The organism is Actinomadura geliboluensis, assembly GCF_043197915.1.
Taxonomy (GTDB): Bacteria; Actinomycetota; Actinomycetes; order Streptosporangiales; family Streptosporangiaceae; genus Spirillospora; species Spirillospora geliboluensis.
Genome location: NZ_JBICUA010000012.1, coordinates 71,351 through 94,357 on the forward strand (window position 1 = coordinate 71,351; position 23,007 = coordinate 94,357).

At 75.6% G+C, this 23,007-nt stretch carries 21 protein-coding genes; 16 read left to right on the forward strand and 5 right to left on the reverse strand.

Annotated elements, in window-relative coordinates:
• Positions 1-138: 138 nt before the first annotated feature.
• The 3 genes from ACGFI1_RS33775 to ACGFI1_RS33785 all read left to right on the forward strand — a co-directional run bounded on the left by ACGFI1_RS33775 (position 139) and on the right by ACGFI1_RS33785 (position 4,620).
• On the forward strand, positions 139-1,926 hold the full coding sequence (locus ACGFI1_RS33775; protein ID WP_386866658.1) for a histidine kinase: 1,788 nt from the start codon (positions 139-141) through the stop codon (positions 1,924-1,926).
• A complete protein-coding gene (locus ACGFI1_RS33780) occupies positions 1,917-2,591 on the forward strand; it encodes a response regulator transcription factor (protein ID WP_138636959.1) in 675 nt (224 codons plus the stop codon). The genes ACGFI1_RS33775 and ACGFI1_RS33780 overlap by 10 nt, the downstream gene beginning before the upstream one ends.
• A 271-nt stretch (positions 2,592-2,862) precedes the next feature.
• Entirely contained in the window at positions 2,863-4,620 is a 1,758-nt protein-coding gene (locus ACGFI1_RS33785) for a sensor histidine kinase (protein WP_392791246.1), read from the forward strand.
• Here ACGFI1_RS33785 and ACGFI1_RS33790 read toward each other — a convergent pair.
• The 4 genes from ACGFI1_RS33790 to ACGFI1_RS33805 form a co-directional block, all read right to left on the reverse strand.
• Positions 4,617-5,261 (reverse strand): TetR/AcrR family transcriptional regulator, encoded by a 645-nt coding sequence (locus ACGFI1_RS33790; protein ID WP_392791248.1) that lies wholly within the window; start codon positions 5,259-5,261, stop codon positions 4,617-4,619. The genes ACGFI1_RS33785 and ACGFI1_RS33790 overlap by 4 nt on opposite strands.
• Entirely contained in the window at positions 5,258-5,653 is a 396-nt protein-coding gene (locus ACGFI1_RS33795) for an oxygenase MpaB family protein (RefSeq protein ID WP_392791250.1), read from the reverse strand. The genes ACGFI1_RS33790 and ACGFI1_RS33795 overlap by 4 nt, the downstream gene beginning before the upstream one ends.
• A 67-nt stretch (positions 5,654-5,720) precedes the next feature.
• Positions 5,721-6,116, reverse strand: coding sequence for an STAS domain-containing protein (locus ACGFI1_RS33800; RefSeq protein ID WP_138636962.1), 396 nt, complete (start codon positions 6,114-6,116; stop codon positions 5,721-5,723).
• A 54-nt stretch (positions 6,117-6,170) separates the two neighbouring features.
• Positions 6,171-7,061, reverse strand: coding sequence for a PaaX family transcriptional regulator (locus ACGFI1_RS33805; protein WP_205719270.1), 891 nt, complete (start codon positions 7,059-7,061; stop codon positions 6,171-6,173).
• A 122-nt stretch (positions 7,062-7,183) separates the two neighbouring features.
• Here ACGFI1_RS33805 and ACGFI1_RS33810 point away from each other — a divergent pair, with 122 nt between their 5' ends.
• From ACGFI1_RS33810 to ACGFI1_RS33870, 13 genes are all read left to right on the forward strand, one after another.
• Entirely contained in the window at positions 7,184-8,368 is a 1,185-nt protein-coding gene (locus ACGFI1_RS33810) for an ABC transporter substrate-binding protein (protein WP_386866646.1), read from the forward strand.
• Positions 8,365-9,132: an ABC transporter ATP-binding protein gene (locus ACGFI1_RS33815; protein WP_138636964.1), complete on the forward strand. Its 768-nt coding sequence runs from the start codon at positions 8,365-8,367 to the stop codon at positions 9,130-9,132. Before ACGFI1_RS33810 ends, ACGFI1_RS33815 begins: the two co-directional genes overlap by 4 nt.
• The gene (locus tag ACGFI1_RS33820; RefSeq protein WP_240807669.1) at positions 9,129-9,824 is read left to right on the forward strand and encodes an ABC transporter ATP-binding protein; all 696 of its coding nucleotides are present in this window, start codon (positions 9,129-9,131) and stop codon (positions 9,822-9,824) included. The genes ACGFI1_RS33815 and ACGFI1_RS33820 overlap by 4 nt, the downstream gene beginning before the upstream one ends.
• Positions 9,821-10,684, forward strand: coding sequence for a branched-chain amino acid ABC transporter permease (locus ACGFI1_RS33825; RefSeq protein ID WP_138636965.1), 864 nt, complete (start codon positions 9,821-9,823; stop codon positions 10,682-10,684). The genes ACGFI1_RS33820 and ACGFI1_RS33825 overlap by 4 nt, the downstream gene beginning before the upstream one ends.
• Positions 10,681-11,724 carry a branched-chain amino acid ABC transporter permease gene (locus ACGFI1_RS33830; RefSeq protein ID WP_138636966.1) on the forward strand — a complete coding sequence of 348 codons (1,044 nt, stop codon included), beginning with the start codon at positions 10,681-10,683 and terminating at the stop codon, positions 11,722-11,724. Before ACGFI1_RS33825 ends, ACGFI1_RS33830 begins: the two co-directional genes overlap by 4 nt.
• A gap of 5 nt (positions 11,725-11,729) precedes the next feature.
• Positions 11,730-13,235, forward strand: a complete 1,506-nt coding sequence (locus ACGFI1_RS33835; RefSeq protein WP_387067354.1) for an acyl-CoA synthetase — start codon at positions 11,730-11,732, stop codon at positions 13,233-13,235.
• The gene (locus ACGFI1_RS33840) at positions 13,232-14,050 is read left to right on the forward strand and encodes an IclR family transcriptional regulator (protein WP_138636968.1); all 819 of its coding nucleotides are present in this window, start codon (positions 13,232-13,234) and stop codon (positions 14,048-14,050) included. Before ACGFI1_RS33835 ends, ACGFI1_RS33840 begins: the two co-directional genes overlap by 4 nt.
• A gap of 106 nt (positions 14,051-14,156) precedes the next feature.
• Positions 14,157-15,176, forward strand: a complete 1,020-nt coding sequence (locus tag ACGFI1_RS33845) for a Rieske 2Fe-2S domain-containing protein (protein WP_392791253.1) — start codon at positions 14,157-14,159, stop codon at positions 15,174-15,176.
• A complete protein-coding gene (locus ACGFI1_RS33850) occupies positions 15,173-15,343 on the forward strand; it encodes a hypothetical protein (RefSeq protein ID WP_387067352.1) in 171 nt (56 codons plus the stop codon). Before ACGFI1_RS33845 ends, ACGFI1_RS33850 begins: the two co-directional genes overlap by 4 nt.
• Before the next feature lie 90 nt (positions 15,344-15,433).
• Positions 15,434-16,483 (forward strand): FecCD family ABC transporter permease, encoded by a 1,050-nt coding sequence (locus ACGFI1_RS33855; protein ID WP_392791256.1) that lies wholly within the window; start codon positions 15,434-15,436, stop codon positions 16,481-16,483.
• Positions 16,480-17,505 (forward strand): FecCD family ABC transporter permease, encoded by a 1,026-nt coding sequence (locus tag ACGFI1_RS33860; protein WP_392791258.1) that lies wholly within the window; start codon positions 16,480-16,482, stop codon positions 17,503-17,505. Before ACGFI1_RS33855 ends, ACGFI1_RS33860 begins: the two co-directional genes overlap by 4 nt.
• Positions 17,502-18,305: an ABC transporter ATP-binding protein gene (locus ACGFI1_RS33865; protein ID WP_138636971.1), complete on the forward strand. Its 804-nt coding sequence runs from the start codon at positions 17,502-17,504 to the stop codon at positions 18,303-18,305. The genes ACGFI1_RS33860 and ACGFI1_RS33865 overlap by 4 nt, the downstream gene beginning before the upstream one ends.
• Positions 18,306-18,341: 36 nt before the next feature.
• Positions 18,342-21,752, forward strand: coding sequence for a non-ribosomal peptide synthetase (locus ACGFI1_RS33870; RefSeq protein ID WP_392791260.1), 3,411 nt, complete (start codon positions 18,342-18,344; stop codon positions 21,750-21,752).
• On the opposite strand, the gene entS is transcribed toward ACGFI1_RS33870, so the two are convergent.
• A complete protein-coding gene (gene entS, locus ACGFI1_RS33875; protein ID WP_392791262.1) occupies positions 21,753-22,997 on the reverse strand; it encodes an enterobactin transporter EntS in 1,245 nt (414 codons plus the stop codon). It lies immediately after the preceding gene.
• Positions 22,998-23,007: the final 10 nt, after the last annotated feature.

Consider the following 23,007-nt stretch of genomic DNA (forward strand, 5'->3'; position numbering starts at 1 on the left):
ACCGTGACGGCGGGCCCCGGCCTCGGGGACACTTCCGGTGCGGTCCCGCCGCCCGCCGCGGCGTCCGGGAAAGCACGGGCCGGCGCCCCGTGGCTTTCCGGTGGCAGGACCTCCCGCCGAGGTCCGAGCATGGAGGGGATGGTCGTGGTCATTTCCGCACCGCGGCGGCGCAGGTCGCCCCCGTGGTTCGGCGCGGAGACGAGGCGCGCCCTCGTCGCCGGGCCGGCGGTGGCGGGGCTCGCGCTGCCGGCCGGGTGGCCGTACTGGCGGGACCATCCGGCCGCCGCCGCGATCACGCTGGTCGGCTGCGCCGCGATCGCCATGGCGGGGGTGCTGCTCGCGACCGGGCCGCGGACCCGCCGCACCGGGCTGCTGTTCGCGGCCGCGTCCGTCTGCTGGGCGGTCAACTGGGCGGCGAGCTGGGACGCCTCCATCGGCCCGCTCCTGTCGCCGTACGCGCAGGCCACCTTCTACCTCGCGCTCGCCGTGGGCGTCCTGCTGTATCCGGCCGGGCGGCTGGAGTACCTGCCCGACCGGATCTGGACGGCCGCGGCGTGCGCGGTGCTGTGGGGCTGCCCGACCGCGCTGTGGACGACCTCGGAGCCGGAGTGGGCGGCGTTCCGCGGCGACTCGGTGTGGTGGCCCGCGCCGTTCCCCGACCTGGAGGTCTTCCGGGTCGTCCTGCGGGTGTCCGCGACCCTGTACGTCCTGCTGGCCGTGTCGCTCGCCGTCGTGCTGATGCTGCGGCTGCCGCGGATGGGCCGGATGCGGCGGCTGCTCGCCCTCCCCGTCACGGTCGCCATCGGCTTCGTGGGCATCTCCGCCGCGCTGACGCAGCGGCCGATCATGGAGGACTCGATCCCGCTGGACGACCTGCTGCGGGTGTACGCGGTGCAGGGGGCGGTCGTCGTGCTGGTGCCGCTCACCCTGCTGGCGTCCGCGCTGCGGGTCCGCATCGCGGAGCTGACCGTCGCCGGCCGGATGCTCCGGCTGACCGCGCCGGTGTCGGTGGAGCGGGTCCGCGACGCGCTGCGCGACGTCCTGCACGACCCGACGCTGGAGCTGTGGTTCTGGGCGCCGGCGGAACGCACCTACGTCGACACCGACGGGCGCCCCGTCGAGCTCGGCCCGGAGGACCCGGGCGGCGGGGGAGCGGGGCGGTGGCGGCGCCGGGTCGAGGACGCGGCGGGCGAGCCGCTCGCCGTCGTGGAGCTCGGCGCCGCGCTGCGCGACCACGGCTCCCTGGTCGAGGCCGCGCTCGCCGCGGGCGGCCGGGCGCTGGAGACCGCGCGGCTGCAGGCGAGCGTGCACGCGGGCCTGGAGCAGGTCCGCGCCGCCTACCGCCGCCTCGTCCGGGCCGAGACCGCCGAGCGCGAGCGCCTCGCCCGCGACCTGCACGACGGCGCGCAGCAGCGGCTCCTCGCGCTCGGCGCGATGCTCGGCACGCTGGAGGCCGTCACGGGCGACCCGGTGGTGAAGGAGCACGCGCGCACGTGCCGCGAGCAGCTGGTGGCGGCCCTCGCCGAGCTGCGCGAGCTGGCCCGCGAGGTGCGGCCCGCGCTGCTGGTCCAGGACGGCATCGGGCCGGCGCTGGAGGTCGTCGCCGAGCGGGTCGGCGTGCGCGTCGAGCTCGACGTCACCGAGCGCCGGTTCTCCCGCGAGATCGAGTCCACGCTTTACTCCGTGCTGTGCGAGACGCTGTCGTACGCTGTGGACCGCGCGCACGCCACGCGGGTGCACGTCCGGGTGGGCCATGCGGACGGCCGGGTGGCCGCGGAGCTGACCTGCGACGGCGGCGGGCCCGGCGATCCCGCCGCCGACCTCGCCGGGCTGTCCGGCCGGATCGGGGCGCTGCGCGGCGAGGTGGAAGTCGGCGGCGGCCCCGGCGAGGGCACGACGGTGAGGATGGACGTGCCATGCGAGTAGCCGTGGCGGAGGACAGCGGGATCTTCCGGCAGGCGCTGGTCACCCTGCTCACCACGGTCGGCATCGAGGTGGTGGCGTCCGCGGGCTCGGGCGAGGAGCTGCTCGCCCGCGTCGCCGGCGACCCGCCCGACGTGGTGATCGTCGACCTGCACATGCCGCCGACGTTCACCAGCGAGGGGGTCGTCGCGGCCCGCCGGCTGCTGGAGCGCCATCCGGGCATCGGCGTCCTCGTGCTGTCGGCGTTCAACGAGACCCCGCAGGCGATGGAGCTGTTCCGCGACCGGCCGCGCGGCGTCGGCTACCTGCTGAAGGACCACGTCACCGACGTGGACAGCCTGCGCTCGGCGCTGGAGCGGGTGATGCGCGGCGAGGTCGTCATCGACCCGGACGTGGTGAGCAGGCTCGTCGAGGCGCGGCACCGCGAGGCGGAGATGTCCCGGCTGTCGGGCCGGGAGCGGGAGGTCCTGGCGCTGATGGCGGAGGGGCACTCCAACGCGGGGATCGGCAAGCGGCTGCACCTGTCGGCGCGGACCGTGGAGGACCACGTGCGGGCGATCTTCACCAAGCTGAAGATCGCCTCATCGGGCGGGGCGGCGGGCCCGCAGGACAGCAACAAGCGGGTGCTGGCCGTCCTCACCTGGCTGCGGGCCGCGGAGACCCGCTGACCGGAAGCGGCCGCGGCCGGCCGCCGCGGGCGCGCATCGATCGGGTAACGGAGCCTCCCGCTCGCCGTGCGCGGTGCGGAAAACTGGCCGCGGGAACCGGGTCGCACCGGGTGACCCGGTGGTGGCCCCCGCACGCCACCGGGCGCGCCGCGGGCCGTGCCGGGGCGCGGCCTCCGGCCCGCTCCCATGCTCCCGGTGCCGCCCGTCCCGCACATCCGGGAAAACCCCAATCCCGGACGGTGGTTCCCCGGGACGACACGGAAGGAACGCGGTGAGGGCCGTCCCCCGCTGGCCGCTGTGGCTGGGCGCGCGGGTCCGCCGCGCCCTGGGCGCGGGCACGGTGATCGCGGCGGCCGCGCTGGCGTGCGGCTGGCCGTACTGGCGCGGGCGTCCCGCCGAGGCCGCGGTCACGCTGGCGTGCTGCGGCGGGTTCGCCGCCGCGGGCGGCCTGCTCGCCGCCGGCCGGCTCGGGCGCCGCACCGGCGCGGCGTTCGTGGTCGCCGCCGCGGCGTGGGCCGCGACGTGGTCGGCGGCCTGGAACGGCGGCGCGGCGCCGCTCGTGTCGGTGTTCGCGCAGTCGGTGTTCTTCGTCGCGATCGGCGTCGGCGTCGTCATCTACCCGGGCCGCCGCCCGGCGGGCGCCCCCGCCCGGCTGTGGACGGCCGCGGCCGTGCTGGTCATGGTCGGCGGGCAGGCGCTGCTGTGCGCGGTGTCGCGGCCCGAGTGGAACGGCTTCGCCGCCTCCGCGGTGTGGCCGTCGGTCCGGCCCGACGAGGAGGTCTTCCGCTGCGCGCAGCGCGCGGTGACGGTCGCGATGGCCGCGCTCGCCGGGGCGCTGGTGCTCATCCTCCTCGCGCGGGTGCCGCGGACCGGGCGGCTGGACCGGGCGTTCACCGTCCCGGTCGCGGCGGCCGTGACGGTCGGCGTCAGCGCCGCCCTGGCCGTCCAGGGCGCCCTGCTCGGCACCGCGGTCACGCTCGACGACGTCCTCGGCGTCTACTTCCTGCAGGGCTTCTGCGCCACGACGCTGCCGATCGTCTTCCTGTTCGCCGCGCTGCGCGCCCGGCTGGCGGAGCTGACCGTGGCCGAGCGGATGCACCGCCTCACCGCGCCCGTGTCGGTGGAGAAGGTCCGCGACGCCCTGCGCGGCGTCCTCGGCGACGCGGCCCTCGACCTGTGGCTGTGGGCCGACGGCGGCTACGTCGGCGTGGACGGCCGGCGGCCGGGCGCGCCGCACGGGCCGGGCCCGGGGCGCTGGCGGCACGAGGTCCGCACCTCGGGCGGGGAGCCCCTCGCCACCGTCGACCTCGCCGCCGCGCTGCGCGACCACGGGACGCTCGTCGAGGCGGCGCTGACCGCGGGCGGCCGGGCGCTGGAGACCGTCCGGCTGCAGGCCGCCGCGCGCGCCGCGCTCGAACAGGCCCGGGACGCGCAGGAGCGCCTCGTCCGGGTCCAGGCCGCCGAGCGCGAGCGGCTCGCCGCGGACCTGCAGCGCAGCGCCCGCGCCCGGCTCCGCGCGCTGGAGGGGACCCTCGCCCGGCTGGAGGGCGCCGCGGCGGATCCGGCGGCCCGCGAGCAGGCCCGCGGCTGCCGCCGCGAGCTCGCCGAGGCCGTCGCCGAGCTGGACGGCCTGGCCCGCGGTGTGCACCCGGCGATCCTCGCCGACGCCGGGCTGGCCCCGGCCATGGAGCTGGTCGCGGCCCGCGCCGCCGTGCCCGTGCGGCTCGACCTGCCCGCCGCGCGGTTCCCGCCGGAGATCGAGACGACCCTCTACTTCGCGCTCTGCGAGGCCCTCGCCAACGCCGTGAAGCACGCCCGGGCGGACGCGGTCGAGGTGACCGTCCGCGCCGCCGCGGGCGAGGTCGTGGCCGAGGTCCGCGATGACGGGGCGGGCGGTGCGGCCCCGGTCCCGCGCGGCGGCCTCGCCGGGCTGACCGACCGCGTCCGCGCCCTGCGCGGCGAGGTCGCCCTGGAGAGCCCGCCGGGCGCCGGCACCACCCTGACCATCACCCTCCCGCTGCCGGGTTAGCCGCCGTCCCCGCCGGCCGGGGACGTCTGGACGATGGGCAGCAGGTAGTGGCGGGCGAAGGCGCGGGCGCCCTCGTCGTCGAGCGGGATGTGGCCCTCGGGGGTGAGGACGAGGGAGTGGGTGAGGCGCACGAGGATCTCGGCGACGAGCTCGGGGTCGACGCCGGCGGGTGCGGCGCCGAGGCGCTGCGCGGTGCGGAGCCGGCCGGCGAGGTAGCCGCGGGCGGCGGCGAGCAGCGGGCCTGCCTTGACCGTGGAGTGCGGCAGGATCAGCTCGGGCTCGACGACCATCAGGCGGGTGATCAGCCGCTGCTCGCGGCTGATCCGCAGCGTGACGGCGAACCCCTCGACGAGGCGCTCCTCCAGGGTGGGCAGCGCGGCGACCGCCTCGTCCAGCTCGGCGAAGAAGCGCCGCGCCTCCCGCAGCAGGACGCCGGTGACGAGGTCGCCCTTGGTGGGGAAGCGCCGGTAGATGGTGGCGCGGCCGAGCCCGGACTCGCGGGCGACGTCGTCCATCGTGGTGCGGCGCGGGCCGTAGGCCTCGAAGGAGCGCAGGGCGGCGTCGAGGATCCGGTCGGTCTGGGGCTCGCTCCGCGGCCCCTCGGTGAGGAGGCTGCGCAGGAGTTCGTCGTCGGTGGTCATCGTGCGGCCGACTCTAGCCGCCGCCCGCGCGCCGGGCCCGGCGCATGGCGCGGAGGGCGACGGGGGAGCGCGGGAGGTGGCGGTCGGTGATGCCGAGGGCCGGCGCGAGGTCGCGCCACTCGCCGAGCAGCGCCGCCTCCTTGACCGGGCCGAGGGGGCGGCCGAAGACGCACTGGGTCGACCATGCCGTGGTACAGGGTCGCGTGCACCCACAGGTACGCCTCGGGGTTCAGCGGGTGGTAGCGGCGCCCTGCGGCGTCCACGCCCTTGATGCCCTTGTGGATCTCGCGGAGCCGGTCCGTCTCGGCCCGGCCGGGGATCGCGCCGGCGGGACGGGCCGCCGGGGCGGCGGAGTCGGTCGGGAGGCCGGCGGGGGTGTCGAGGTGTGGCATGGGCCCTCGCCCTCGTGAGACGACAATACGAAATCCGTATCATCGTATGCCGGGGGCGGCGGGCGGGCTAGTCCGCGGCGAGCGCGTCGAGGGCCTGCTCGGCGGTCGGGTGCGCGACGAGGTGCCGGTCCAGGCCGCTGCGCTCGATGATCGTCCGGAAGCGGCGGTCCAGGTCGGCCAGCACGAACTCGCCGCCGGCCCGGTGCGCGGCCTTCCAGATGATGATGAGCGCGTTGAGGCCGGAGGAGTCGCAGAACCCGACCCCGCCGGCGTCCAGGACGACCCGCGGCGGCGACGGCACCTCCCGCATCTCGGCGAGGACGTGCTCGCGCAGCCGCTCGGCCGTGAGGATGGTGAGCTCCCCGTCCGCCTCCACGAGCAGGCAGGGGCCGCGGAGCTCGCTGCGGACGTGCAGCGCGTCGGCGGCGGCGTGGTCCGAGGTGTCACCGGCCCCGAGAGACATGCTGATCACCTTCCGTCGATCCCCGGGCACGCGACGTACCCGCGAGAGCGCGGATCATGCGGTCGCGCCGCCCGGCCGGCCCACCGGCACGTACTCGATCGCGGCGTCGGCGAGGCGCCGCGCGGTGCCCTCGTAGCGGTCCCGCAGCTCCAGCAGGACCTGCTGGCCGCGGACCGCGGGCCACCCGGCGGGCAGGTGCTCGACCGGCAGCCGCGGGTCGGCGCGGACGAGCTGCAGCCACTCGGTGGTCATCCACAGGTAGCGGGCGAGGTCGTCGGGGGCGTGCGGGAGCGGGTCGGCGCGGTCCCAGCGGTCGAGGAACGCGCGGTAGCCCTGGGCGAGGCCGTCGAGGTCGAACGCCTCGCGGAGCATGTGCGGGACGTCCGTCGGCTCCTCGGCCGGGCCGGCGAACACCTTCAGGTGCCCGTTCAGGTTGAGCCCGGCGACGATCGGCCGGACGTCCACCCGGGACGGGGCGATCCAGGTGCCGTTGCCGAGCGACCCGAACCCGGCCCAGGTCAGCCGGGCGCGCAGGTCGTGCCGGACGCGCTGCCACGACTCGGGCATGGAGAACGCGAGGACGGTCCAGCTGCCGTCCCAGTCGGTGTTGAGCACGCCGCGCCGCCAGACGCGGTCCTCGCCGTCGTGCAGGATCCCCTCCGAGCGCGGGGTGAGCCCGAAGTGCATGCGGCGGCCCTCGCGGTGCCGCGCCAGCAGGCCCCGGCCGACCATCCGGGTCAGCGTCGAGCGGACGGCGTGCTCGCCCACGCCGAGCCGGGCGAAGGTGTCGATGAAGCTGCCGGAGAACACGGCGATGTCGCGTCCCAGCACGTAGTTGCCGAGGTAGGTCAGCATCAGCGACTGAGGCCGGAGCCTCGGGGACGGCTCGTCGGACGGCACTGGCCCGGCCGCGCTCTGTGCACTCAACCGTTCGGCTCCCGTCATCCCGCCAGCGTAACGACGGCGGCGGGGTCGCGGTGACCGCCGTCACGCTGATGTTGGGCAAATCATTGACTGCCGTGAAGAATACGCCTAACTTCGGGGCACGCCCACCCCGGGAGGTCCCAGTGCGCAAACTCGTCCCCCTTCTCGCCGCCACCGTCCTCGCCGCCGCCGCGTGCGGCTCGGGCGGTGGATCCGGCGCCGGATCCACCCTCAAGATCGGCTTCATCGAGTCGCTGACCGGCAACTACGCGCCGCTCGGCGGCGAGGCGAAGAAGACCGTGGAGCTCGCCGTCGAGCAGCTCAACGGCGCCGGCGGCATCGACGGCCGGAAGATCGAACTGATCACCCTCGACGACAAGACGGCACCGGACCAGGGCGTGCTGCACTTCAACAAGCTGAAGTCCGAGAAGGTCACCGCGATCATCGGCTCGACGTTCTCCAACGTCGGCCTCGCCGTGGAGCCGCTCGCCGAGCGCGAGCGGATCCCCTACATCTCGCTGGCCCCCGCCGACGAGCAGGTCGACCCGGTCCGCAAGTACACCTTCGTCGTCCCGGCGATCTCCTCGACCTACGCGCAGGCGATGCTCGGGTACTTCAAGGCGCACCAGATCACCAAGGTCGCGGTCGCGTACGACACCAAGAGCGCCTACGCCAAGGCCGGGTTCGCGGGCATGAAGGAGTACGCGGGCCAGTACGGCGTCCAGATCGTCAAGGAGGAGACCTACGAGACGACGGCGTCCGACTTCAGCCCGCTGTTCACCCACGTCCGCGACTCCGGCGCGCAGGCCCTGGTCGCGTGGGCGAGCGGCGCGCCCGGCGTCACGCTGGCCAAGCAGTACCCCTCGTCCGGGCTGAAGCTGCCGCTCTACATGACCGGCTCGCAGGCCAGCAAGCTGTGGCTCGACCCGGTCGGCAAGGCCGCCGAGGGCGTGTACGTCCAGTCCGCGATCGGCGTCGTCGGCGAGCATCTGCCGGACGGGAAGCTCAAGCAGTCCGTCCAGGAGATGTCCGTGCCGTTCAAGCAGAAGTACGGCTACGAGCCCCCGCAGTTCGCGATGGACGGCTACGCCGGCGTCAAGCTGCTCGCCGCCGCGATCGACAAGGCCGGCACCGACCGGGAGAAGATCCGGGACGCGCTGGAGGGCCTCACCCTCGTCACCCCGTGCGGCCAGTACACCTACTCCAAGACCGACCACTCCGGCCTGAAGCCCACCGACATCTCGATGAACCAGGTCAAGGACGGCCAGCTCGTCCCCACCGAGTGGTCGATGAAGCAGCTCGCCGAGACCGCGAAGGCGGCCGGATGACGACCCTGCTGGAGATCGGCGCCGTCGGTCGCGCGTTCGGCGGCGTGTACGCCGTCCGCGACGTGGCGATGGCGGTCGCCGAGGGCGAGACCCGCGCCGTGATCGGCCCCAACGGCGCGGGCAAGTCCACCCTGTTCAACCTGATCAGCGGCCATCTCGCCGCCGACCACGGCACCCTGTCCTACGCGGGCCGCCGGATCGACCGGCTGCCGCCGCACGCCCGCGCCCGGCTCGGCGTCGCGATCGTGTTCCAGGGCGCCCGGCTCTTCCACGGCATGACCGCGCTGGAGAACGTCATGGTCGGCGCGCACGCCCGCACCCGGCACGGCTTCGCCTCCGCCGTGCTCCGGCTCCCCGCGCACCGCCGCGAGGAGGCCGCGATCAGGGCGGACGCCCTGGCCGCGCTCGACCGGGTCGGGCTGCGCGACTGGGCGCACCGCTCCGCCGACGTCCTGCCGCTCGGCCAGCAGCGGTCGCTGCAGGTGGCGCGGGCCCTGTGCGCCCGCCCCCGGCTCCTGCTGCTGGACGAGCCCGCGTCCGGCCTGCGCGCCGCCGAGCGGGAGGCCCTCGCGCAGCTGATCGAGGGCCTGCGCGCGGAGGGGCTGACGATGATGCTCGTCGAGCACGACGTCGCGTTCGTCTCCCGCCTCGCCGACCGGGTCGCCGTCCTGGACCTCGGCCGCCTCATCGCCGAGGGCACCCCGTCCGAGATCCGCGACGACCCCGCCGTCATCGCCGCGTACCTCGGGAAGGAAGCCGCGTGAGCGCCGTGATCGAGGTGGAGGACCTCGTCGTCCGGTACGGGACGGCGACCGCGCTCGACCGGGTCGGGCTGACCGTGCGGGCCGGGGAGCTGGTCGCGCTCATCGGCCCGAACGGGGCGGGCAAGACCTCGCTGGTCAACGCGGTCCTCGGCGTGCTGCGCCCGGCGGCGGGACGGGTGGACCTGCGCGGCCGGGTCGCGCTCGTCCCCGAGGGCCGGCAGATGTTCGACGACCTGACCGTCGAGGACAACCTCGTCCTCGGCGCGTGGCGGCGCCGCCGCGCGAAGGGGGCGCGCGACACCGCGCGCGTGTACGAGGTGCTGCCGCAGCTCGCCGACCTGCGCCGGCGGCGGGCCGGGTCGCTGTCGGGCGGGCAGCAGCAGATGGTCGCGTTCGGGCGGGCGCTGATGGCCGAGCCCGACGCGATCGTGGTGGACGAGCTGTCCCTCGGCCTCGCCCCGCTCGTCACCGCCGACCTCGCCGAGCACCTGCGCGCGCTGAACGCCGAGCGCGGCCTCGCCGTCCTGCTGATCGAGCAGAACGCGCGGCTGGCGCTGGACCTGTGCGGGCGCGGCTACGTCCTGGAGGCGGGCCGCGTCCGCGCCGAGGGCACCGCCGCCGAGCTCGCGGCGGGCCCCGACGTCGCCGACGCCTACCTCGGCGGGCGCGGCGGCACCGAGGGGGAGACATGAGCGCCTTCCTGCAGTACCTCATCTCCGGGGTCGCCACCGGCTGCGGCTTCGCGCTGCTGGCGAGCGGCCTCGTCGCGATCCACCGGGTGACCCGGGTGGTGAACTTCGCGCAGGGCATGTTCGCCGTCGTCGGCGGGATGGCGGCCGGGTCCCTGCTGGCGGCCGGGCTGCCGCACGGCGCCGCCGAGGCCGCCGCCGTCGCGGTGGCGGGCCTGGTCGGGCTCGCGGTCGGGGCCGCCGCCACCGGCAAGCGCGGGACGTCCCCGCAGTCGGCGCTGATCGTCACGCTCGGGGTCGGCTTCCTCGCCTACGCGGTGGAGATCATGATCTGGGGCGACAACCCGCGCTCGCACGCCGGGCTGCGCGGCGCCGTCACCGTGTTCGGCGCGCACGTCCAGCAGCAGTCGTTCCTCGTCATCGGGGTCGCCGCCGCCGTGTTCGCGCTGCTCGCGCTGTTCTTCGGCCGCACCTACCCGGGCAAGGCGCTGAGCGCGTGCGCGTCCAACCCGTACGCGGCGCGCACCCTCGGCATCGACCCGCTGAAGATGGGCCTGCTCGCGTTCGCGCTCGGCGGGATGCTCGGCGGCCTCGCCGGGGTGCTGCTCACCCCGCTGCAGCCCATCTCCTACAACAGCGACGTCCTGCTGATCACCAACGGGTTCGCGGCGGCGGTGCTCGGCGGCCTGAACCGCCCGGTCGTCGCGCTCGCCGGCGCGCTGACGCTCGGCGTCGCCGAGGCGATGGTCGCGGGCTACGGCGAGGCGTCCTACCAGACCGTCGTCGCGCTGGCGCTGATGCTGGCGATCATGATGGTGCGGGCCTCGCGGAGGACCGCGCTGCAGGAGGAGGCCGCCCGATGAGCGTGTCCGTCCGCAAGAACCGGCCGGCGGCCGGGGCCGCCGCACCCGCGTCCCGGCGGCGGCCCGGCCCGGGCGCGCTCGCCGCGGCGGCCGTCGCCGCCGCCGCGCTGCTCGCCCCGGTGGTGCTGCCCGCGACGCAGGTCTCGGTGTACGTCCTGCTCCTGCTGGCCGCGACCGTCGTCGTCGGGCTGTCGATGCTGATGGGGTACGCCGGGCAGGTCTCGCTCGGCCAGGCGTCCTTCACCATGATCGGCGGGTACACGGCGGCGCTGACCGCGACGCACGGCCTGCCGACCTGGCTCGGGCTGCTGCTCGCCCCGGCCGCCGCCGCGGCGTGCGCCGCGCTCGTCGGCGTCCCGCTGCTGCGGCTGCGCGGCCACCAGCTCGCGTTCGCGACGCTCGCCATCCAGCTGATCCTGCTCAGCCTCGTCGGACGGCAGGAGTGGACGGGCGGCGACATCGGCCTGCAGGGCGTGCCGCGGCTCCGGATCGCCGGGTACGAGTTCGCGAGCGAGGTCTCCTACGCCTACCTGGCCCTCGCCGCGCTCGGGCTGGTCGTGCTGGTCACCCGGCACATCGTGGCGTCACGGCCGGGGCGCGGGCTGCGGGCGCTGGCGACCAGCGAGGTCGCCGCCGCCTCCTCCGGGGTGCCGGTCGCCGCGTACAAGCAGGCGGTGTTCAGCCTGTCGGCCGCGTTCGCCGGGCTCGCGGGCGGCGTCTACGCCTTCTACATCGGCTACGTCGCGCCCGGCTCGTTCCCCGTCCTGCTGTCGTTCGAGTACGTCGTGATGGTCGTCGTCGGCGGCGCCGGGACGATCTGGGGCGCGCTCGCCGGGGCCACCGCCATCACCCTGCTGCTCCAGCTGCTCAACGACATCGGCACCCGCGAGGGGATGCCCGCGTCGGCGCCCGCCGTGCTGTCCTACGCGGTCTACGGGCTGCTGCTCATCGCGGTCGTGCTGTTCCTGCCGAAGGGGCTCGTGCCGTCCGCCGCCGCGTGGTGGGATCGCCGCACGGCCTCGAAACCGACGGAGGGGTGACGCGCATGCGCAACGAAGGACTCGGGTCGTGGCCCGCGCGCCGCGCCCGCAAGACCCCGCGGGCGACCGCCCTCGTCCACGAGGGGACCGCGCTCACCTACGCCGGCCTGCTCGACCGGGTCGCGCGCCTCGCCCGCGCGCTGCGCGGGCTCGGCGTCCGGCCCGGCGACCGGGTCGCCTACCTCGGCCCGAACCACCCGTCGTTCCTGGAGGCGCTGTTCGCGACCGGGATGCTCGGCGGGATCTTCGTCCCGCTCAACACCCGGCTCGCCGGCCCCGAGATCGCCTACCAGCTGGACGACTCGGGCGCGTCCGTGCTCGTCCACGCGCCGTCGCACGCGGAACTGGTCGAAGGACTGCCCGGCGGCGGCCCCGTCCGGGAGCGCGTCGCGCTCGGCGGCGGGTACGAGGACCTCCTCGCCGGCGCGGACGGCGACCCCCTGGACCTGCCCGTCGCGCTCGGCGACCCCTGCATGATCATGTACACGTCGGGGACGACCGGGCGGGCCAAGGGCGCGACGCTCACCCACGGCAACATCACCTGGAACGCGATCAACGTCCTGATCGACCACGACCTCGTCGCGGGCGAGGTGGCGCTCGTGTCGGCGCCGCTGTTCCACACCGCCGGGCTCAACATGCTCACGCTGCCGGTGCTGCTCAAGGGCGGCGCGTGCGTGCTCGTCGCCGCGTTCGACCCGGCCGCGACGCTCTCCCTCGTCGAGGAGCACCGGGTCACGTTCATGTTCGGGGTGCCGACGATGTTCGAGCGCGTCGCCCGCGAACCCGGCTGGGAGGCCGCCGACCTGTCCTCGCTGCGCATCCTGACCTGCGGGGGCGCGCCGGTGCCGCCGTCTCTCATCGAGACCTACCAGCGGCGGGGGCTGACGTTCCTCCAGGGCTACGGCATGACGGAGGCCGCCCCCGGCGTGCTGTTCCTGGACGCCGAGCACGCGGTGCCGAAGGCCGGCTCGGCCGGGGTGCCGCACTTCTTCAGCGACGTGCGCGTGGTCGGCCCCGGCATGGCGGACGCGGCGCCCGGCGAGACCGGCGAGGTCGTCGTGCAGGGCCCGCACGTCATGAGCGGCTACTGGGGGCGGCCCGCCGACACCGCCGCCGTGCTGCGCGACGGCTGGTTCCACAGCGGCGACGCCGCCCGCCTCGACGCGGACGGCTACGCCTACATCGTCGACCGCATCAAGGACATGATCATCTCCGGCGGCGAGAACGTGTACCCGGCGGAGGTCGAGCACGCGATCCTCGCCGCCAACCCCGGCGTGGCGGAGTGCGCGGTCATCGGCGTCCCGGACGCCGCCTGGGGCGAGGCGTGCCGCGCCGTGCTCGTCCCGCGCCCCGGCGCCGAGGTGAGCCCGGCGGAGGTGATCGCGTCGCTGTCCGGCAGACTGGCCCGCTACAAGATTCCCAAGTCGGCGGTCCTCGCCGCGGAGCTTCCGCGCAACGCCGCCGGGAAGATCCTGAAGGCGCGGCTGCGGGAGGAGTACGGCGACCCATGACGGCGGGCGGCGGGAGCGCACGGCCCCCGGCCGGCGGCGGCCGGCCGACGGTCACCAGCCGCGTGCTGGACATCCTGGAGGCGTTCTCCGCCGAGCGCGACGCGCTCACCATCACCCAGATCAGCCGGCGCGCGGGCCTGCCGCTGTCCACCGCGCACCGGCTGGTCGGCGAGCTGGCGTGCTGGGGCGCGCTCGAACGCGACGCCGCCGGGCTGTACCGGATCGGGCTGCGGCTGTTCGAGGTCGCCGCGCTCGCGCCCCGCGGCCCCGCGCTGCGCGCCGCCGCGATGCCGTTCCTGGAGGACCTGTACGAGGCGACGCACGAGAACGTCCACCTCGCCGTCCTGGACGGCCTCGACGTCGTCTACATCGAGCGGATCTCCGCCCGCGACGCCGTGCACGTCCTCTCCCGCGTCGGCGGGCGGTGGCCCGCCCACGCGACGGGCGTCGGCCTCGCGCTGCTCGCGCACGCCGACCCCGCGCTGCAGGAGCGCGCCATCGCCGCGCCGCTGCGCCGCTTCACCGACCGGACGATCGGCACCGGCGCGGAGCTGCGCCGCGTGCTCGCCGAGGTCCGCCGCGCGGGCGTCGCCATCAGCGACGGCCAGGTGGAGACGTTCGCCCTGTCGGTCGGCGCGCCCGTCTACGGCCCGGACGACACGGTCGTCGCGGCCGTCGCGATCGTCGTGCCGTCCGACGGGTGGGACGCGCGGGCGCTGATCCCCGTCGTGCGCGCGAGCGCCCGCGGCATCTCCCGCGCGCTCGGCGCGCCCCGCGCCCTGCGCCCGCCGGAGACCGCGCTGCACAACCGCTGACCTGTTCTTCCGCCGGACTTCTTCCGCTGGACGGAATCGCTGTGGCCCGGGTCACCCGCCCGCCGCGATGGTCGTCGTGACCCTGCCATCCACGGAGGAGCGACCCATGGTCTTCGCACGCAACCAGTGGTACGTGGCCGCCTACGGCCGGGAGGTCGGCGACGGCCTGCTCGCCCGGACGATCTGCGGCGAGCCCCTCGTCCTGTACCGGACGCGGGCGGGGGAGGCGGTCGCGCTCGCCGACCGCTGCGTGCACCGCCGCTTCCCGCTGTCGGAGAGCAACCGGGACGGCGACCGGATCGTCTGCGGCTACCACGGCTTCACCTACGCGCCCGACGGCGTGTGCGTCGCGGTGCCGGGGCAGGCCCGCGTCCCGCGCACCGCCCGCGTCCGCGCCTACCAGGTCGTCGAGCAGGACTCGTTCATCTGGGTCTGGATCGGCGACGGCGAGGGCGACGCGTCCGCGATCCCGCGCGCCGCGTGGTTCGACTCGCCGGAGTACACGACCGTCCGCGGGATGGAGCCGCTCGCCGCCCGCTACGGGCTGCTCGTCGACAACCTGCTCGACCTGTCCCACGAGACCTACCTGCACGCCGGCTACATCGGCACGCCGGAGGTGGCGCAGACCCCGATCAACACGGAGGTCGACGAGGAGGCGGGCATCGTCTACGTGAGCCGCCGCATGAAGGACGTGGAGTGCCCGCCGTTCTACTCCGAGTCGACGGGCATCGAGGGGCGCATCGACCGCTGGCAGGACATCGAGTACCACCCGCCGTGCCTCTACCTCCTGCACAGCCGCATCGCGCCGACCGGCGTGGAGCCGGGCCCCGACGGCGACGACTCCCGGGCGTTCCACGTCGAGGTCGGCTACGCCATCACGCCCGAGACCGAGACGAGCACGCACGACTTCTGGCTGGTCGCCCGCGACTTCGCCCTGGACGACGAGAAGGTGTCGGAGTTCCTGGCCGACAGCAACCGCACGGTCGTCCTCCAGGACGTGGAGGCGCTGAACGTCCTGGAGAAGGTCATCGCGTCCGAGCCGGAGGGCTACCAGGAGCTGTCCATCAACATCGACACCGGCGGCCTGGCCGCCCGCCGCATCCTGGCGCGGCAGACGGCCCGATGAGCGCGGGCCGGGGCGCGGGCCCCGCGGCGGGCCGGCTGCGGGTGGAGTGGTCGCCGGGCTCCGACACCCTCACCGGAGTCTGCCACTGCGGCGCGCAGCACACCGCCGAGGACCCGATCGAGATCTGGGCGTGGCTCCTCGCGCACCCGGACCACCCCGCGCCCTGACCTGGCCCCTTGCGGCGTCGTCGCCAGGGCCGCCACATTCTTCGATGAGCCGCCTTCACCGGGATAGTTAGCTTAGGCTAGCCTCATATCGTGCTGTCCCCCGCGCGAACCGGCCCGCCGACGACCCCGGCGAAGCGAGGCGGGCGGCGCGGCGCCCACCGGATCTGGCTGCCCCTGCTCGCGGCCGTGCTCCTCGCGACGGTGGTGGCGAGCCTCGCGATCGGCGCCGGGGACGTCCCGCTCGGGCGGGTGCTGCCGGGCGTGTTCGGCCCGGACGACGGGTCGCGGGCGGAGCTGATCGTCCACGAGCTGCGGCTGCCCCGCACGCTGCTCGGCATCGCCGTCGGCGCGGCGCTCGGCCTCGCCGGCGCGGTGATGCAGGCGCTCACCCGCAACCCGCTCGCCGAGCCGGGGCTGCTCGGCGTGAACGGCGGCGCCGCCTTCGCGGTCGTGCTCGTCATCGGCCTCGCCGACGCCGGCGACCCGCTCGTCTACGTGTGGGCGGCGTTCGCCGGCGCGGCGGGCGCGGCGGTCCTCGTCTACCTGATCGGCGCGCGGGGGCGGGGCGGCGCGTCGCCCGCGCGGCTGGTGCTCGCCGGCGCGGCCCTCAACGCCGTGTTCAGCGCGATGACGGCCGGGGTCATGCTGTTCACCCCGGCCAACTTCAACGGCTTCCGGTTCTGGCAGGTCGGCTCGCTCGGCGGGCGGGAGCTCGCGGTGTTCTACCGCGTGCTGCCGTTCGTGCTGGCGGGAGCGGTCCTGGCGCTGCTGCTCGCCCGCCCGCTGAACGCCCTCGGCATGGGCGACGAGGCGGGCCGCGCCCTCGGCTCAAGGCCCGGCCGGACGCGGGCGCTCGGCGCGCTCGCCGTGGTGCTGCTGTGCGGGTCGGCGACGGCCGCGGCCGGGCCGATCTGGTTCCTCGGGCTCGCCGTCCCGTTCATCGTCCGCGCCGCGGCCGGCCCCGACCAGCGGCTCGTGCTGCCGTACTCGCTGCTGCTCGCGCCCGTGCTGCTGCTCGGTGCCGACATCATCGGCCGGGTCGTCGCGCCCGGCGAACTGGAGACCGGCATCGTCACCGCGTTCCTCGGGGCGCCGCTGTTCGCGGTGATGGTCCGGCGGGGGAGGACGCGCGACCTATGAGAGTGCTGCGCGCGGGCGGCGTGTCGCTGCGGTGGGAGCCGCGGGCGGCGGCGGTGTGCGGGGTGCTGGCGGCGGTCGCGGCCTGCGCGGCCGTCCTCGTCGTCGGGTCGGGGGAGTTCCCGATCTCACCGCCGGACGTGGTCCGGGCCGTCGTCGGGCAGGGCGACCGCGCCACCGAGTTCATCGTCCAGACGCTGCGGCTGCCGCGCGCCGTCACCGGGTTGCTCGCCGGGCTCGCGCTCGGGCTCAGCGGCGCGATCTTCCAGAGCATCTCCCGCAACCCGCTCGGCAGTCCCGACCTCATCGGCTTCACCACCGGCTCGGCGACGGGCGCGCTGCTGCAGATCCTCGTGTTCGGCGGCGGCGCCGTCGCGATCACTGTCTCGTCGGTCGCGGGCGCGGTGGTCACCGCCCTGGCCGTCTACCTGGTCGCCTACCGGCCCGGCGGCGGCGTGCACGGCGTCCGGCTGGTGCTGATCGGCGTCGCGGCGGCGGCGATGCTGGAGGCGTTCAACTCCTACCTCATCACCCGCGCCGAGCTGCGCGAGGCGTACGAGGCCGCGTTCTGGCTGACCGGCAGCCTGAACGGGCGCGACTGGGACCAGGCGGTCCCGCTGGCGCTCGCGCTGGCGGTGCTCGTCCCGGCGGCGCTGCTGCTCGCCCGCCCGCTCGGCATGGGGGAGCTGGGCGACGACGCGGCCCAGGCGCTCGGCGTGCCCGTCCAGCGCACCCGCGCGCTGCTCACGGTCGCGGGGGTCGGCCTCGTCGCGGCGGCGACGGCGGCGGCCGGGCCCGTCCCGTTCGTGGCGCTCGCCGCGCCGCAGCTCGCCCGCCGGCTGACCCGACGACCCGGCGCGCCGTTGCTGCCCGCCGCGCTGACGGGCGCCGCGCTGCTCGCCTGCAGCGACCTCATCTCGCTGCACCTGCCGGTCGCGGTGCCGGTGGGCGTCGTCACCGGCGTCCTCGGCGGCGTGTACCTGGCCTGGCTGCTGTCCACCACCGGACGGAAGGGGACGACATGACCCGGCTGCGCGCGGAGGACCTCACGCTCGCCTACGAGAAGCGCGTCGTCGCCGAAGGGCTCGGCGTGGAGATCCCGGACGGGTCGTTCACCGTCATCGTCGGGCCGAACGCGTGCGGGAAGTCGACGCTGCTGCGCGCCCTGGCCCGGCTGCTGCGCCCCCGCGCCGGCACGGTCTACCTGGACGGCGAGCCGATCGCGGCGCTGCCGCCGAAGCGGCTCGCGCGGCGGCTCGGGCTGCTGCCGCAGTCGCCGCTCACCCCGGAGGGCATCACGGCCCGCGACCTCGTCGCGCGCGGCCGCTACCCGCACCAGAGCCTGCTGCGCCAGTGGTCGCGGGAGGACGAGGCGGTCGTCGCCGAGGTGATGGACGCGGTCGGCGTCACCGACCTCGCCGACCGGGTGGTGGACGAGCTGTCCGGCGGGCAGCGCCAGCGGGTGTGGCTCGCGCTCGTCCTGGCCCAGCAGACCGGCATCCTGCTGCTGGACGAGCCGACGACGTACCTGGACATCGCCCACCAGATCGAAGTCCTCGACCTGTGCGCGCGCCTCCACGAGGAGGGCCGCACGCTCGTCGCGGTGCTGCACGACCTCAACCACGCCTGCCGCTACGCCACCCACCTGATCGCGATGCGGGACGGCGAGGTGCTCGCCGAGGGGCCGCCCGCCGAGATCGTGACGGCCGGTCTGGTGGAGCGGGTGTTCGGGCTCCCGTGCCGCGTCATCCCGGACCCGGAGACCGAGACGCCGCTGATCGTCCCGGCCGGGCGGCGGCGGGCGTTGACGGCCGAAACCCCCTGAATTAGGTTAGCCTTACCTAATTTTGAGAGGGGTTCCGTGCTGACCTGGGAAGAGCTGCACACCGCGCTGACCGACGTGCTGGGCGAGGACGCGGGAGCCGACGACAACCTCATCGAGCTCGGGATGGACTCGATCCGGCTGATGCAGCTGACCGGCCGGCTGCGCCGCGGCGGCATCGAGGTCCGCTTCGCCGAACTGGCCGAGCGCCCCACGCTCGCCGAATGGTGGGAGCTGCTCGCCGCGAAGGGCCAGGTGGAGCCGGCGGCCGGGCCGCCCGCCGCCGGACCGCCCGTGGTGGAGCAGGCCGACATCGAGCCGGACGAGCCCTTCCCCCTCGCCCTCATGCAGCACGCCTACTGGATCGGCCGCGACTCCGGCCAGTCGCTCGGCTCCGTCGCCGCCCACCTGTACGTCGAGCTCGACGGCCGCGCCATCGACCCCGCCCGGTTCGAGGACGCCGTCCGCAACCTGGCCGCGCGGCACCCGATGCTGCGCGTCGCCGTGTCCGACGACGGCACGCAGCGGATCCTGCCCGAGCGGCCCGGGCCCGCCGTGACCGTCCACGACCTGCGGTCGGCGGACGAGCCGGACGCCGAGCTCGCGCGGATCCGGGCCGAGATGTCGCGGCAGCGCCTCCCGATCGAGGACGGCCGCGTCTTCGACGCCCGCCTCAGCCTGCTCCCCGGCGGCACCGCCCGCCTCCACCTGGACGTCGACATGGTCGCCGCCGACGCGATGAGCTACCGCGTCATGCTCGCCGACCTCGCCGCGCTGTACGAGGGCGAGGCGCTCGCGCCGATCCGGTACGGCTACGCCCGCTACCTCGCCGACGACCCGCGCGCCGCCGCGCGCGAGCAGGACCGGACGTGGTGGGCCGAGCGCCTCGCCGGCCTCCCCGGCCCGCCCGAGCTGCCCGTCGTCCCGGAGCCGGGCGACCGCGTCGAGCGCCTGCACCACTGGCTGGCGCCGGACGACAAGGCCCGCCTCATCGCGCGCGCCCACGCCGAGGGCGTCACCCCGGCGATGGCGCTGGCGGCCGTGTTCGCCGAGGTCATCGGGGCCTGGTCGGCGACGCCGCGCTTCCTGCTGAACCTGCCGCTGTTCCACCGAGAGCCCGTCCACCCGGACGTGGACGCGGTCGTCGGCGACTTCACCGGCTCCATCATGCTCGAAGCCGACCTCCGCGAGGACCTCCCGTTCGTCGAGCGGGCGCGCGGGCTCCAGGCGAACCTGCACACGGCGGGCGCGCACAGCGACTACTCGGGCCTCGAGGTGCTGCGCGACCTGTCGCGGCGGCGCGGGGAGCAGGTCCTCGCGCCGATCGTCTACACCAGCGCGCTGAACCTCGGGGAGCTGTTCGGCGAGCGCGTCCGCGAGCACTTCGGCGAGCCGGAGTGGATCATCTCGCAGGGCCCGCAGGTGCTGCTGGACGCGCAGGTCACCGAGGTGTCCGGCGGTCTGCTGCTGAACTGGGACGTGCGCGTCCCGGCGTTCCCGGACGGCGTCGCCGAGGCGATGTTCGCCGCCTACACCGACGCGATCACCCGGCTGGGCGCGGCGGACGCCGACTGGTCGGCGCCGCTCGGCGTCGCGGCTCCCGCGTCCCAGCTCCGCGTGCGGCACGTGCTGAACGCGACCCCCGCCCCGCCGCCGCGCACGCTCACCGAGGGCTTCTTCGAGCACGCCCGCCGCCGCCCGGACGCTCCGGCCCTGCACTGGGGCGACGACGGCACCCTCACCTACGGCGAACTGGCCGCCCGCGCACTGCGCATCGCGTCCGCGCTCGTCGCCGCCGGTGTGCGTCCCGGCGACCGCGTCTCGGTCGAGCTGCCGAAGGGCCCCGCGCAGGTCGCCGCCGCCCTCGGCGTGCTCGCGGCCGGTGCCGCGTACGTCCCGATCGGCCCCGAGCAGCCGGACGCCCGCCGCGCGAAGATCCGCGCGAGCGCCGCCGTCGCCGCGTTTCTGGTCCCCGCCGGCGAGTCCGAGGTCGGCGTCGGCGTCGCGGGCACGGTGCCCGCCGGCCGGCCCGCCGACGCCGAGCCGCTGCCGGAGCCGGTGGCCGTCCGTCCCGACCAGGCCGCCTACGTGCTCTTCACGTCGGGCTCGACCGGCGAGCCGAAGGGCGTCGAGGTGCCGCACGGCGCGGCCATGAACACCATCGGCGACCTGGCCGAGCGGTTCGCGATCGGGGAGGACGACGTCACCTTCGCGATCTCCGCGCTCGACTTCGACCTGTCGGTGTTCGACCTGTTTGCGGCCTGGTCGGCGGGCGGCGCGGTCGTCCTGCCCGACGAGGACGAGCGGCGCGACGCCGCCCGCTGGGCCGGCCTGGTGCGCCGCTGGTCGGTGACCGTGCTGAACTGCGTCCCGTCCGTGCTGGAGATGCTGCTGCACGCGGGCCGCCCCGAGAGCCTGCGGCTCGTCCTGCTGGGCGGCGACTGGGTCGGTGCGCACCTGCCCGCGCTGCTGGCGGAGCGCGCGCCGCGCTGCCGGTTCGTCGCGCTCGGCGGGACGACGGAGACCGCGATCCACTCCACGGTGCAGGAGGTCGCGGGGGAGGTGCCGGCCGACTGGCACGCCGTCCCGTACGGGGTGCCGCTGCGCGGCGTCGCGTGCCGGGTCGTGGACGAGCTCGGCCGCGATCGCCCCGACTGGGTCGCCGGCGAGCTGTGGATCGGCGGCGCCGGCGTCGCGGACGGCTACACGGGCGACCCGGAGCGCACCGCCGACCGGTTCGTCATTCACGAGGGCGCCCGCTGGTACCGGACCGGCGACCTCGCCCGCTACCGCCCGGACGGCGCCATCGAGTTCCTCGGCCGCCGCGACCACCAGGTCAAGGTGCGCGGCTTCCGCATCGAACTCGGCGAGGTCGAGGCCGCGCTGCAGGACCACCCTGCGGTCGGCCGCGCCGTCGCGCTCCTCGCCGGCGGGCAGCTGGCCGCGGCCGTCGTGGCGTCCGGCGACCTCGACGAGGTGCTGGAGCACGCCCGCGGCCTCCTCCCGCCGCACATGGTGCCGGAACGGCTCGTCCGCGTGGACGAGCTGCCGCTCACCGCGAACGGCAAGGTCGACCGCAAGGCCCTCACCGCGCTCGCCGCCGCCGAGAAGGGCGAGGCGCCCTACGCCGAGCCGGCGACGCCGCTGGAGAAGGTGCTGGCCCGGATCGTCGCCGAGGTGCTGGGGGAGGAGCGCGTCGGCGCGGACGCCGACTTCTTCGCGCTCGGCGGCGACTCCGTCCTCGCGACCACGGTGGTCGCGCGGCTGCGGGAGGCGCTCGACACGACCGCGCTGCCGGTCCGGGTGCTGTTCGCCGAGCGGACCGTCGCGCGCGTCTGCCGCCGCTTCACCGAGCTGGAGGACGAGCCGGGCCGCCTAGAGGCCGTCGCCGCGATCTGGCTGGAGGTCGAGGCGATGACCGAGGAGGAGCTCGCCGCGCGCCTCGGCTGATCAGCCGGGTTCGGGCTCCGGGCGCATCTTCGCCGTCCGGAGCCCGGTCAGGGTCAGCGCCAGCGCCAGCGCGAGGACGGCGCTGACCGTCCCGTACAGGACGATGGCGGCGCCCGGCGCGAGGTACCGGCCGAGGGCCCCGGCCCCCAGCGACCCGATCGCGCCGCCGCCGGTCTCCTGCGCCGCCCAGAGCGCGTTGACGCGTCCCAGGTGCGAGTCGGGCGTGTGCGACTGGATCAGCCCGTACCGCAGGATCTCCTCGATCGACTGGACGAACCCGTACGCGAACAGGATCGCGACGGCGAGCGCCGGATGGCGGGCCAGGCCGAGGCACGCGAGCGCCGCGAACCCGGTCACGGACGCGACGAGCAGCGCCAGCCCCGGCGCCCGCGCCGACCCCGCCCAGCCGCTCGTCACCGACGCGAGCACGGCCCCGCACGCGGGCGCGGCGAACAGCAGCCCGACCGTGGTGGCGCCGCCGTCCAGGCTCCGCTCCGCGAACGCGGGCATCAGCACGGGGATGCCGCCCGCGACCATGAACAGCAGCCCGAGGAGCATCAGCGACCCCACGACCCGGTGGGACGCGACGAACCGGAACCCGTCCCCGACGGCCTTCAGCGGGTTGCCCGGCGGCTCCGCGGTCTCGGGCTTGAGCACCGGCAGCGTGGTGAGCAGCCCGATCGTGCCGAGGGTGCCGGCCGCGGCCGCCGCGTAGTTCCAGCCGACGCCGAACGCCGACACGATGACCCCGCCGAGCGCGGGCGAGGCCATCGACCCGAGCCGGACGGTCAGCGCGTTCAGCGCGCCCGCCGCGACGAGCTTGTCCGCGGCCACCAGCGCGGGCGTCGCGGCGAGCAGCGCGGTGACGCTGATGCCGGTCATCAGGCCGTCCCACGCGGCCAGCGCGTACAGGGCGGCGAGCGACGGGGACGGCAGGAACGCGTTCAGCGCCAGCAGCACGAACCCGATCCCGGCGGCCGTCCGGGCGCGCAGCATGAGCCGCCGCCGGTCGCCCTTGTCGGCGAGCGCGCCGCCCCACAGGAACCCGGCGAGCAGCGCGAACCCCTCCGCCGCCGACACCCCGCCGACGTGCACGGTCGAGCCCGTCAGGTCGTACACCTGGACGGGCAGGGCGACGGCCAGCATCCCGATCCCGAAGACCGAGACCGTGCGGGCGATGAACACGTTGCGGAACGGCCTGCTGTCGCGCAGCGGACTGATGTCCATGGCCAGTCGCCGGAGCATCCTCGGGGTT